Here is an 11,907-nt window from a genome sequence, read left to right as displayed (position 1 = left end):
TCAGAGGCACCCGAATACGGGCACCGCAGCACAAAACCGCCGATGGCAAAGAAACTGTTGAAATGGGTAAATGCGTGGCGCGTTGAAATGCGCCGAACCTAAAAAGGTGGCAGGTAAATCTGCCGTATGCGTCAGATCGCAGAGGAATTGCGACCTATTCGGTGGTTTCGACCACCATCAGTTCCCGCTCTGACGCGTTGCGGGCATGGCTGAGCGCCTCCTGGTAGGCATCGGAGTGGTAGCAGTCTACGGCTGCCTCCACCGATGGAAACCGTGCCACCACATTACGCGCCCTGTCTTTGCCTTCAAGCTGGACGTAACGTCCACCGCGCGCGACGAATTTGCCGCCATGGGCCGCAATGGCCGGACCGGCAAGGGCCGCATATTTGCCGTAGGCCTCTTCATCCGTGACGGTGACATGAGCGATCCAGAGCGCGGGCATGGGTGTCTTCCTTTGGTATGGCTCCGGACCAACCGGTCCGGAGCGTTCTTTGTGCGGTGTTGCACGGGATCGGTCAAGGGGCGGCCGCCGCCCCTGCCCGCTTAACCCGCGATAACCTGACGCGCCGCTGCGATGGCCGCCTCGGCGTTGTCTACAGACGCGCCGCCGCCCTGTGCCATGTCGGGACGGCCGCCGCCGCCCTTGCCGCCCAGTTCCGGCACCGCCGCCTTCACCAGATCCACGGCGGACACGGTCCCCTTGAGGTCATCGGTGACACCGGCAGCCACAGCCGCCTTGCCACCGGCGTCGGCGATCAGAAGCACCGCGCCAGAGCCCAGACGCGACTTGTGCTCATCGATCAGCGGCGGAAGATCCTTGCCTGTCACACCAGAAACCACCTGCGCGATGAATTTCACGCCGTTGATCTCTTCGGCCTCTGGGGTCCCAGCACCGCCACCGCCGGACATGGCGAGTTCACGGCGCAGCGTGGCCACCTCGTTTTCCAGCTTCTTGCGATCGTCCATCAGGCTGCGCACGCGGGCGGGGACATCGGCGGCCTGCGCCTTGAGTTCGGACGCCACTTGCGCCAACAGCTTGTCCTGTGCCTCGAGATAATCGAGCGCCGCCTGACCGGTCAGCGCCTCGATCCGGCGCACGCCCGAGGACGAGGCCGTATCCCCAAGGCACACAAAGGCGCCAATATCGCCGGTCTGGCGCACATGCGTACCGCCGCACAGCTCCAGCGAATAGGTCTGGCCATCGCTGCCCTTGCCCGAGCCGGTCTTGTGCCCCATGGACACCACGCGGACCTCGTCGCCATATTTCTCGCCAAACAGTGCCTGCGCGCCGATGGCCCGTGCGTCATCGGGGGTCATGATGCGCGTGGTCACAGCCGTGTTCTGCCGGATATAGGCGTTCACATCTGCAGACACTTTGGCCACCTCTTCAGCGCTCAGCGCTTTGGTGTGGCTGAAGTCAAAGCGCAGACGGTCCGGCGCGTTAAGCGAGCCGCGCTGTGCCACGTGATCGCCAAGCGCCTCGCGCAGGGCCTCGTGCAGCAGGTGCGTGGCCGAGTGGTTGGCCCGAATGGCAGACCGGCGGGCGTGATCAACCTCCAGCGCCATGGCGTCGCCCTTGGCGAAGGTGCCTTTGTCGACGGTCACGTGATGCGCGAACACGCGGCCTGCGGCCATCCTTTGCGTATCGCTGACGGTGGCGCTGTCGCGTTCGTTTTCAAGACGGCGCAGAATGCCTGTGTCGCCCACCTGACCGCCGCTTTCGCCGTAGAATGGCGTCTGGTTCAGAACCACCCAGCCGCTGTCGCCTTCGGCCAAGCTGTCGACCAGCGCGCCGTCCTTGACCAGCGCCAGCACCTGCCCCTCGGCACGTTCTGTGTCGTAGCCAAGGAAATCGGTCGCCCCAAAGGTTTCAGCAATGTCGAACCAGACCGCGCCATCCGCAGCCTCGCCCGAACCGGACCACGCCGCGCGGGCACGCGCCTTTTGTTCCGCCATCGCCGCGTCAAAGCCGTCGGTGTCCACCTCGCGGCCCTTCTCGCGCAGCGCATCCTGCGTCAGGTCGAGCGGGAAGCCAAAGGTGTCATACAGTTTGAACGCGGTCTCGCCGGGAAGCTGGGCGCCCTCGTCCAGCGTGCCCAACTCGTCGTCGAGCAGTTTCAGGCCGCGATCCAGCGTCTGCTTGAAACGGGTTTCCTCGTTCAGCAGGGTTTCCTCGATCATCTTCTGGCCCTGCTGCAGCTCGGGATAGGCCTCGCCCATCTGGCGCACCAGCGCCGGAACCAGCTTGTGCATCAGCGGGTCCTGCGCGCCCAGCAAATGCGCATGACGCATGGCACGGCGCATGATGCGGCGCAGCACGTAGCCACGGCCATCGTTGGACGGCATCACGCCATCGGCAATCAGGAACGACGTGGAGCGCAGGTGATCGGCGATCACGCGGTGGTGCATCTTGCCGGGGCCGTCAGGGTCTGCGGAGGTCGCATGTGCCGAGGCCTCGATCAACGAGCGCATCAGATCGGTGTCGTAGTTGTCGTGTTTGCCCTGCAGCAGCGCGCCGATGCGTTCCAGCCCCATGCCGGTGTCGATGGACTGCATGTCCAGTGCCTTCATCGAGCCGTCCTCGAACTGCTCGTTCTGCATGAAAACGACGTTCCAGATTTCGATGAAGCGGTCGCCATCTTCCTCGGGCGATCCGGGAGGGCCACCCCAGATGTGGTCGCCGTGATCGTAGAAGATCTCGGTACACGGGCCGCAAGGACCGGTCGGCCCCATTTGCCAGAAGTTGTCAGAGGTATCGATGCGGATGATCCGGTCCTCTGGCACGCCGACCTTTTTCCAGATCTCGAACGCCTTGTCATCGGTGTGATACACAGTGGTCAGCAGGCGCGTCGGATCGATGCCGAATTCCTTTGTCACCACTTCCCAGGCGTAGGGGATCGCCTCGGTCTTGAAATAATCGCCGAAGGAGAAATTCCCAAGCATTTCAAAGAACGTGTGGTGGCGCGCGGTGTAGCCCACATTGTCGAGATCGTTGTGTTTGCCACCGGCGCGGACGCATTTCTGCGAGGTGGTCGCGCGGTTGTAATCGCGCTTTTCGACGCCGGTGAAGCAGTTCTTGAACTGCACCATACCGGAGTTGACGAACATCAGCGTCGGGTCGTTGCGCGGCACCAACGGGCTCGACGGCACGATCTGGTGACCCTGCTTTTCAAAATAGTTCAGAAAGGTCGAACGGATGTCGTTCAGGCTGGCCATGGCGCGCCCCTCATGCATTAGGTTTCGCGCAGGTGTATCGCCGGGCGCGCCGCATGTCCACACAGGGCAAAGCCACCTTGACCGGTTTGCCGCAACGGCGGTCTGTGATGCGCGTGGGTGGAGGTGTTGAGCGCGGTGCGTCGGCAGTTGATCTCGGCCCCTGAACACCACACAAACGCCCACTAAATTCATTTTAAATCAGAATGTTGCCACCTGTTTCTCAGCAGACGCGTGAAGCGCGGCAGATGTCACAAGCGCCGCGATGCGATCACATAGGCCTTGCCGGATTTGTGGAACACCTCTGTCCCGATCTCGAAGCCGGTTTTGCGATAAAGCCCCACCGCGCTGCAGCGCGCGTCACACCACAGCTCTGTCACATGGGCGCGGCGCAGGTCGGCAATGGCGTGATCCAACAAGGCCGTGGCCAAACCCCGCCCCTGATGGTCCGGTGACACCGCCAGTTTGCGCAACCGGCAGCGCGTGTCGGTGGTGAAGAAACTGCCAACACCGCAGAGCGCCCCGTCGACAAAGGCGCCATAGTGCCAGCCCTGCGCATCGTCCTCCAGCATGACCGCCGCGCGCGGCAGGTCAGGCCACATGACACGGTGGCGCAGGTCTATGGTTTGCTCAGGGGTGATCCGTCGAATGTCGCACATAGGCGCGTTAAGCCACAAAGACGCACGCCCGCCAATCCGAAGAAACAAAAAAGGGCCCGACCAAACGGTCGGACCCCTCTTTGACTGCGCAAGCGTGCGGGCTTAGGCGCGGTCGAAACGATCTGCGTTCATGACCTTGGTCCATGCCGCAACGAAGTCGTTGACGAACTTCGCCTTGTTGTCGTTCTGGGCGTAGACCTCGGACAGCGCACGAAGCTGCGAGTTCGAGCCAAAGACCAGATCGACGCGTGTGCCGGTCCAGCGTGCGCCACCGTCGGTGCGGTTGGTGGCCTGATACAGCCCCTCTTCACCTTCGACCTTGGCCCATTTCACGTCCATGTCGGTGATGCCTTCAAAGAACTTGGTGTCCAGAACACCGTAGTCCCCGTCAAACATGCCGTGCTGCGTGCCGCCGTAGTTGGCACCCAGCGCGCGCATCCCGCCGACCAGAACGGTCATCTCAGGTGCGGACAGGCCCAGAAGCTGCGCCTTGTCGACCAGCATTTCCTCGGCAGAGATGCTGAACTGCTGGGTCGAGTAGTTGCGGAAACCGTCAGCCTGCGGGTTGAGCGGTTCAAAGGACTCGGCGTCGGTCTGTTCGTCCGTGGCATCGGTGCGCCCCGGTGTGAACGGCACGGTCACGTCGTGGCCGCCGGCTTTGGCTGCCTTTTCGATGGCCGCGTCGCCGCCCAGCACGATCAGATCCGCGATCGAGATCTTCTCGGCGCCCTTGGCGTCGAACTCTGCCTTGATGCCTTCGTACACCGCCAGCACTTTGGCCAGCTGCTCGGGCTGGTTGACCTCCCAGTCCTTCTGGGGCGCCAGACGGATGCGCGCGCCATTGGCACCGCCGCGTTTGTCCGAACCACGGAAGGTCGAAGCCGACGACCACGCGGTGTAGACCAGCTCTTGCACGGTCAGACCGCTGTCGAGGATCTGCGCCTTGAGCTCGGCCACTTGGGCGTCGGTCACCAGCGGGTGATCCACAGCCGGAACCGGGTCCATCCAGATCAGCGTCTCTTCGGGCACTTCCTCACCCAGATACAGGCACTTGGGGCCCATGTCGCGGTGCGTCAGCTTGAACCATGCGCGGGCGAACGCCTCGGCCAGCTCTTCGGGGTTCTCGTGGAACCGCTTGGAGATCGGGCCATAGATCGGGTCCATGCGCATCGCCATGTCTGCGGTGGTCATCATCGGCTTGACCTTGTCGCCCGAGCCGTCGACTTCGGGGGCGTAGTGGTCTTCGGCCAGATCGATCGGGGTCCACTGCCATGCACCGGCGGGGGATTTGGTCAGCTCCCATTCGTAGCCGAACAGCAGGTCAAAGTAGCCGTTGTCCCACTTGGTCGGGTTCGCGGTCCACGGACCTTCGATGCCGCTGGTGATCGTGTGCTTGCCCAGCCCGGTCTCGTAGGTCGAGGCCCAGCCAAAGCCCATGGCCTCCATTTCACCGGCTTCCGGATCAACACCCACATGCGCCGCATCACCAGCACCGTGGGATTTGCCGAAGGTGTGACCACCGGCGACCAGCGCCACGGTTTCCTCGTCACCCATGGCCATACGGGCAAAGGTGTCGCGGATGTCACGGCCAGACGCGATCGGGTCGGGCTTACCATCGGGACCTTCGGGGTTGACGTAGATCAGACCCATCTGCACGGCGGCCAGCGGGTTTTCCAGCTCACGCTCGCCAGAGTAGCGCGAGTTTTCCTTGTCAGAGGTCGCCAGCCATTCGACTTCGGAGCCCCAGTAGACGTCTTCCTCGGGCTGCCAGTTGTCTACACGACCGCCGCCAAAGCCAAAGGTGCGACCGCCCATGGATTCGATGGCCACGTTGCCCGCAAGGATGAAGAGGTCGGCCCAGGACAGGGAGTTGCCGTATTTCTTCTTGATCGGCCACAGCAGGCGGCGGGCCTTGTCGAGGTTGCCGTTGTCCGGCCAGGAATTCAGCGGCGCGAAACGCTGCTGACCGGTCGAGCCACCACCACGGCCATCTGCAGTCCGGTAGGTGCCGGCCGAGTGCCACGCCATACGGATCATGAAGGGGCCGTAATGGCCGTAGTCTGCGGGCCACCAATCCTTGGAATCGGTCATCAGCGCGGTCAGGTCGGCTTTGACCTCTTTGAGGTCGAGCTTTTTGAACGCTTCGGCGTAATCGAACGACTCACCCATCGGGTTGGACGCCGGAGCATGCTGGTGCAGGATGTTCAGGTTCAGAGCATTGGGCCACCAGTCGCGGTTGCCGCGAACAGAGTGGTTGGTTGCGCCGTGAAACGGGCATCCTGCCATCTTGTTTCCGTCCATTTTCGATCTCCCTCAGATCAACGGGTTGGTGAGGAATGGCGCGTAAGCCATTCCGTTACAAAACTTTTACCTCGTGGGCCTGCGCAGCGAAGCAAGACAGCGGCGTCCCGTTCCCCGCAGGTGGCAAACAAACAAATCTTCGCCTGCCCATCAAGTCTGGAATGCTTCTAACCCGCCCGGACAATATGTTTAAGTTGAAACTTCCCATGATTGCGATAATTAAAACCTATGATAAATGTGACCCTCAAACAGCTTCGCTATTTCGAGGCTTTGGCCCAACACGGCCATTTCGGACAGGCCGCAAACGCCTGTGCCATATCGCAGCCTGCGCTGTCGGTGCAGATCCGCGATCTTGAACTGGAATTGGGCCAGCCGCTGGTGGAACGCGGCGCGCGGCAGGTGCGATTGACGGCGTTCGGGGAGAACGTGCTGCAACGCGCCTCTGCCATTTTGCGACAGACAGAGGAGCTTGGGGATTTCTCGCGCAGCGCGTCGGGCAGCATGATGGACCGGCTGCGGCTGGGCATCATTCCCACCATCGCCCCCTATCTGCTGCCGCGCCTGATCGGCAATCTCGCTGCTGAATTCCCGGGGCTAGAGGTCAGCGTGCGCGAAACCGTCACCCCGCGTCTGATCGAGGAGCTGCACGCTAGCCGAATCGACGCGGCTTTGGTGGCGCTGCCGGTGTCAGAACCGGGGCTGACGGAAATGCCGCTGTTCGACGAAAGCTTTGTTCTGGTGCGCCATCAGTCCGAGGCCAACCGCCCCGTCCCCGATGGCGAGGCACTGGCGCAGATGCGGCTGCTGCTGTTGGAAGAAGGCCATTGTTTTCGCGATGCCGCGCTGTCCTTTTGTCAGATCGGCAGCGCCATGCCGCGTGATGGCTTGGATGGATCGTCGCTCACGACGTTGGTGCAGATGGTCGGTGTGGGGCTTGGCGTGACCTTGATCCCTGAAATGGCCGTCGCCGTCGAAACCCAATCCGCGCCCGTGGCGGTCACTCGCTTCGAGGCACCGCAACCCTCGCGCAGCATCGGCTTTGTCTGGCGCAAGGCGTCACCGCTGGCCGAACAATTTGCCCGCATCGCGGATGTGGCCAAGGAAGTGGGACTGGCCCAACAAGAAACCGCCGCCCTGTGACAGGCGGCGGTATTGCCGTCCGCATGCGCGGGCGGACTTAGACCTCGACCACGACCTTGCCCAAGGCCTGACCGCTTTGCAGGCGGGCATAGGCGGCCCCGACCTGATCGAGCGTGAACTGTTCGGCGTCCAGCAGCGGCTTCACCGCACCGGCATCGACCAGTTCAGCCAGTTTTGTCAGGATCTCGCCGTGGGCGGCACGGCGGAAATCATTCAGCATCGGGATCAACATGAACACGATGTGCAGCGACAGACCTTTGAAGTGCGCGGGCGACAGGTCCAGCTCAAGCAGGGCCACGGTGGTCACGACCTGACCGTTCAGCGCCGCAGCGGCGAAGGAGTTGGTCATATTCGCGCCGCCCACAGTGTCGAACACCACGTCAAAGCCTGCGCCACCGGTATGACCCGTGACATAAGCAACGACCTCTTCCGCTTTGAAATCAATGGATTTTGCACCGTAGCCTTCGATGATGCGCATCTGGTCGTCGCCGGTGCCTGTGGCAGACACATCGGCGCCGAGATGGCGCGCAATCTGCACTGCCAGATGGCCCACGCCCCCTGCGCCGCCGTGCACCAGAACCGACTGGCCCTCGGCCACGCCACCGCGGGTCAGCCCCTCGTAAGCGGTGATGCCCACCAGCGGCAGCGCGGCTGCTTCGCGCATGGTCAGCGATTTGGGCTTGTGCGCGATCAGGCGGGCATCGGCCAGCATGAATTCGGCCAGCGCACCTTGCAGATCGGCCAGACCGCCCGCACAGCCATAGACCTCATCGCCCACGGCGAAGCCCGTCACGCCTGCGCCCACTTCGGTGATGATGCCGGCAAAGTCCATGCCCAGCACCGCAGGCAATTCCGGCGACAGCGGCAGGTCGCGGCCCATGGCGCGGATCATCGTGTCGACGGTGTTCACACTTGTCGCTTTTACCTCGACAACCACATGGCCATCGGTGGCCACAGGTTTCGGCAGCTCGGCGGCGGTAAAGGCGGCGTCGGGACCATAAGAGGTCAGGGTCATGGTTTGCATCGGTCTCTCCCGTTGTTGCCGAGAGACAGATAGATCACGCGGGATAGCAGTATAATCCGCCAATCGTGGATTTCAGTTTTCGGAAAAGCGATAGAAACGCGCGGGGAGCACAGGCGTCCCTATCGCTTCCGCGACCGGGCCTCAGGCGGGCTCGGTCAGCAGCGTGATGGCCGCGTCGATCATATCGACGGCGCGGGATTCCGCGCTGGCCACCGTGTCGGGCGTAGGTGGTGCAGGCGGCGGCGGCAGATCGCTGCGCAGGCTGGGCAGACCGGCCCCCTGATACTCGGGCGGCAGTCCCAGATCGACACAGCTGTCCTTGACCGCCTGAAACAGCGCCTTGGCGCGGCTGGCATTGCGCGGCATGTCCCGCAGATCGGACCGCTCCTGCAGCAGACGGGCGGCAAAGGCCGCCACATGCGGACAGGCCATGGAGGTGCCGCTCCACGGGGCATGGCCGCCCCCCGGAAGCGTCGACACGATGGCCACACCGGGCGCGCAGACGTCGACCTCGGGGCCAAAGCAGGTAAAACTGGCGGCGAAATAGGCTCCCGCTGTCTTGTCGCTGACCTGCCCGGCAAAGCTGCTGTCGTCAGGAAAGCTGCCAAGCTTGCCCAAGGCCGCCACGGCCAGCACCGACGCATATTTGGCCGGATACATCACATCCGTCGCCGCATTGCCCGTGGCCGCCACGCATAGGATCCCCGCATCCTGCGCATCCAGCAGAGCATCCTCGAACCCCTGATCCGAGGCTTTGCCCCCCAGCGACATGTTCACCACGTCGATCTCGTTGTCGATGCACCAGTCAATCGCGGCGATCAGCTTCGAGATGCGGGCGTTCGGGAACACGCGATTGGCAAAGACCTGCGCCCCGGCGGCGGTGCCGCCCACAACGCCCATCGCATTGTCCAGCCCCGCGATCATCCCCGCCACATGGGTGCCATGACCGGAGCCATCGTTGGACCAGCTTTGATCAGGCGCATCGCTTTCGCCGAAATCACGCCCCGTGCCGGGGGCCAGATCGGGATGGCTGGCATCAATGCCGCTGTCGATCACAGCCACTCGCACAGGGACAGCCGCAGCGGTCGAGGGTGTCAGCCCCATGTCCGTCATCCCCCAGCTTTGCAGCTGGGTTTGCGGAAAATTTGGCTGGCCCAGCCCCTCTCCCAACGGCACAAGCTTGATCGTATTGATCTGTCCCGCCACCAGCGCAGGGCGTTCCACCACCCGCGACCAGTAGCCGTCCACCGGCTTGATGATCAGGCGGCGCAGGCTGTCGGGGGTTTCCTCGTACATGACCAAGGTCACAAGGCCCTTTGCGCTGGTCAGCCCCTCGTCATACCAGATACCGCCCTGAAGCGACACTTTCGCGCCAGAGATCTTCTGCCCATCCGGCCCCTCGACGCGGATCTTGAATGACAGCTCTTGGTCGGTGTCGACGGGAAAGTGGTTCATCGGCAGGACCATTTCATCGAATGTCCCGCCGCGCATGGGATCGATCACCACGTCCTCGACCACCAACAGGCTGTCGCCATGGAGTTTTTCGATCTGGCTGCGCACCTTGTCGGTCATTTTCGCAACGATGGTATGCTTGCCACGGCGGCTGTTTTCCAGGGTCTGTTCAACCTCGGCGGCGGGGATGGTTTTGCCATCCTCGTCCAACATGCCAAAGGCCTGAGCGAGGCTTTCGATCTGGGCGGCCACCGCGTCCAGATCCACGTCATCGACGGCATGAGCCGCCTGCGCCCCGTCCACGCGGGGTTTGCTGATACGATAGGTTTTCGGAAGGGATGTAATCTCCGGCATTTCAGGTCTCCTGTTTGGCAGGTTTGGCGCTTAGCCAAAGAAATCTTCGATTGCGCTCAGCCGCTGTTCGATCTGGTCGAGCCGCGCCGCCACATCGGTGGGCGGGTCGGTGTCCGTGGGCTCTGTTTCCAGACTGGCAAGCAGGTCGCGCGCCTCGTGCAGGGCCGACAGTGCGCGCGCACGCGGGTCATCGGCGGTGTCAGGGTCGTCCCCGTCCTCGGCGAGAAACGCATCGAGATAGGCAAGCTGGTCGCCCAATGGGCTAAAGGGGGTTACGTCATCCAAGGCAGGCATGGCGGGCTCCGTTTGAATATGGGGAAAGTCGGGCCGCGTAAGGGGACGCGGCCCGATCGGTGCGCGCACAAGGCACGCACCACCAGATACGCCTCAGTCCTTGGCGCACTTCTGGATGCAGCGGAACGCGTCGTAGGCGGCCTTGATCGCGGCGGCGTATTTCTTTTGCTTGAACAGCGCGACGGCCTTGGTCACCTTGGACACGCACTGGACGCAATCGCCGTAGCGCTTCACCAGTTTGACCAGCGTCTGGATCAGCTTCTTTGCCTTGGAGGCGATGAACGAGAAAAAGAACGCGTCCACTTCGGGGTCGGCGCCAAGGCCCATCATGTCATAGGACATGCCCGACACGCCCATCGGGGCCAGATCGGTGCCCGCCAGCTCTGCGTCGAGTTCCGAGAACGCATCCGCGCTTTTGTCGTCGGTGGACATCAGATCAAAGCCCAGATCGCCAAATTCGGATTCCAGCGTGGCCAGATCCATTTCGACTTCTTTGCGCTGTTCGGCGGAGAGTTGAGAAAGGGACATAATAAGTCTCCAGAAAGATTGCTAAAAATGGTTTCGAGTTATCGGCAGGCCGGAAATTGACCCGCAGTTGCAGTCGCCAGTCTGTAATTGGCTGGCTCGGTCAGACTGTCAGACCGCGCTACCGCGCTGAAGGCGGGAAAGCTGGACTTGATCGCACAGGAAATACGTGTAGCGGCTGTGACAAAGGTACGGTTAAGCTTTAACTTAACCCCACAGCACCATGTAATTATTATGAATTTATGCGACGATCACACATCTTCAGCAAGGCAGGTCGAATCAACCCAAGTGGGCGCGTGATCGGTGAATTCACGCAAAGGGGGAAAGATTCACGCAAATTCCCCCAACGGCCTCGGCGTCGGCGTGATCATGGGTCACCAGAAGGCATGGAATACCCAACCTTGTGACCTGCGCATGGGTAAAGCCGCGCATCTCCGCCCGCAGCCCCGCATCCAGAGCCGAGAACGGCTCGTCCAATAGCAGCGCCCCGGGTTCGGCCAGCAGCGTGCGCATGAGTGCGGCCCGTGCGCGCTGTCCCCCTGACAGCGAGGCGGGATCGCGCGCGGCCATGCCAGACAGCCCCGCCTGATCCAAGGCCGCATTGACGGTGGCGCGACGGGCTTCGCGTCCGCGCAGGTCGCGCCGCAGACCAAAGGCCAGATTGTCCCCCACCGACAGGTGCGGAAACAGCGCCGCATCCTGGAACACGATCCCGATGCGGCGCGCCTCGGGCGGCAGCGCCGTCACGTCGCGACCGTCCAGAACGACACGCCCCTCGCAGTGAAAGCCATGTCCCAGATGACCGCCCACCGCATCCAGAAGCGTGGATTTGCCCACGCCCGACGGTCCCATGACGCTGGCAAAGCTGCCCGGTCCGACGCCCAGCGTCAGCGGCGCAAACAGCCCCGTCCCGTCCTTGCGGCGGACCATCAGGTTTTCCAGCAT

The 11,907-nt window shown here is 62.7% G+C and carries 10 protein-coding genes; 1 reads left to right on the top strand and 9 read right to left on the bottom strand.

The features are described 5' to 3' along the window. Positions 1-154: 154 nt before the first annotated feature. From ACN5AZ_RS01545 to katG, 4 genes are all read right to left on the bottom strand, one after another. Positions 155-442 carry a DUF1330 domain-containing protein gene (locus tag ACN5AZ_RS01545; protein WP_419427083.1) on the bottom strand — a complete coding sequence of 96 codons (288 nt, stop codon included), beginning with the start codon at positions 440-442 and terminating at the stop codon, positions 155-157. A gap of 101 nt (positions 443-543) precedes the next feature. Further along, positions 544-3,216: an alanine--tRNA ligase gene (gene alaS / locus ACN5AZ_RS01540; RefSeq protein ID WP_419427082.1), complete on the bottom strand. Its 2,673-nt coding sequence runs from the start codon at positions 3,214-3,216 to the stop codon at positions 544-546. Between the two features lie 248 nt (positions 3,217-3,464). Continuing rightward, positions 3,465-3,872, bottom strand: coding sequence for a GNAT family N-acetyltransferase (locus tag ACN5AZ_RS01535; protein ID WP_419427081.1), 408 nt, complete (start codon positions 3,870-3,872; stop codon positions 3,465-3,467). Positions 3,873-3,974: 102 nt separating this feature from the next. Beyond that, on the bottom strand, positions 3,975-6,173 hold the full coding sequence (gene katG / locus ACN5AZ_RS01530; protein WP_419427080.1) for a catalase/peroxidase HPI: 2,199 nt from the start codon (positions 6,171-6,173) through the stop codon (positions 3,975-3,977). A 228-nt stretch (positions 6,174-6,401) separates the two neighbouring features. On the opposite strand from katG, the gene ACN5AZ_RS01525 reads away from it, so the two are divergent. After that, positions 6,402-7,313 (top strand): hydrogen peroxide-inducible genes activator, encoded by a 912-nt coding sequence (locus ACN5AZ_RS01525; protein WP_419427079.1) that lies wholly within the window; start codon positions 6,402-6,404, stop codon positions 7,311-7,313. Between the two features lie 37 nt (positions 7,314-7,350). Here the strand turns inward: ACN5AZ_RS01525 and ACN5AZ_RS01520 are convergent, their stop codons facing one another. From ACN5AZ_RS01520 to ACN5AZ_RS01500, 5 genes are all read right to left on the bottom strand, one after another. Continuing rightward, positions 7,351-8,337: a zinc-dependent alcohol dehydrogenase family protein gene (locus ACN5AZ_RS01520; protein WP_419427078.1), complete on the bottom strand. Its 987-nt coding sequence runs from the start codon at positions 8,335-8,337 to the stop codon at positions 7,351-7,353. Positions 8,338-8,478: 141 nt separating this feature from the next. After that, complete coding sequence (locus ACN5AZ_RS01515; RefSeq protein WP_419427077.1) at positions 8,479-10,143, bottom strand: S8 family serine peptidase; 1,665 nt, start codon at positions 10,141-10,143, stop codon at positions 8,479-8,481. A 30-nt stretch (positions 10,144-10,173) separates the two neighbouring features. Then, entirely contained in the window at positions 10,174-10,437 is a 264-nt protein-coding gene (locus ACN5AZ_RS01510) for a hypothetical protein (RefSeq protein WP_419427076.1), read from the bottom strand. Between the two features lie 93 nt (positions 10,438-10,530). Further along, positions 10,531-10,965 carry a hypothetical protein gene (locus ACN5AZ_RS01505; RefSeq protein ID WP_419427075.1) on the bottom strand — a complete coding sequence of 145 codons (435 nt, stop codon included), beginning with the start codon at positions 10,963-10,965 and terminating at the stop codon, positions 10,531-10,533. Between the two features lie 306 nt (positions 10,966-11,271). Further along, on the bottom strand, positions 11,272-11,907 hold the full coding sequence (locus ACN5AZ_RS01500; protein ID WP_419427456.1) for an ATP-binding cassette domain-containing protein: 636 nt from the start codon (positions 11,905-11,907) through the stop codon (positions 11,272-11,274).

This window comes from Sagittula sp. SSi028 (genome assembly GCF_048553715.1).
GTDB lineage: Bacteria > Pseudomonadota > Alphaproteobacteria > Rhodobacterales > Rhodobacteraceae > Sagittula.
Note: the sequence above shows the minus strand (reverse complement) of the source record. Positions and strands in the feature narration are given on the sequence as shown.

Coding starts and splice junctions, on each gene's coding strand:
- ACN5AZ_RS01515 (WP_419427077.1), bottom strand. CDS start 10,143: ATGCCGGAGATTACATCCCTTCCGAAAACCTATCGTATCAGCAAACCC.
- ACN5AZ_RS01535 (WP_419427081.1), bottom strand. CDS start 3,872: ATGTGCGACATTCGACGGATCACCCCTGAGCAAACCATAGACCTGCGC.
- ACN5AZ_RS01545 (WP_419427083.1), bottom strand. CDS start 442: ATGCCCGCGCTCTGGATCGCTCATGTCACCGTCACGGATGAAGAGGCC.
- ACN5AZ_RS01520 (WP_419427078.1), bottom strand. CDS start 8,337: ATGCAAACCATGACCCTGACCTCTTATGGTCCCGACGCCGCCTTTACC.
- ACN5AZ_RS01505 (WP_419427075.1), bottom strand. CDS start 10,965: ATGTCCCTTTCTCAACTCTCCGCCGAACAGCGCAAAGAAGTCGAAATG.
- ACN5AZ_RS01510 (WP_419427076.1), bottom strand. CDS start 10,437: ATGCCTGCCTTGGATGACGTAACCCCCTTTAGCCCATTGGGCGACCAG.
- alaS (WP_419427082.1), bottom strand. CDS start 3,216: ATGGCCAGCCTGAACGACATCCGTTCGACCTTTCTGAACTATTTTGAA.
- ACN5AZ_RS01525 (WP_419427079.1), top strand. CDS start 6,402: ATGATAAATGTGACCCTCAAACAGCTTCGCTATTTCGAGGCTTTGGCC.
- katG (WP_419427080.1), bottom strand. CDS start 6,173: ATGGACGGAAACAAGATGGCAGGATGCCCGTTTCACGGCGCAACCAAC.
- ACN5AZ_RS01500 (WP_419427456.1), bottom strand. CDS start 11,907: ATGCTGGAAAACCTGATGGTCCGCCGCAAGGACGGGACGGGGCTGTTT.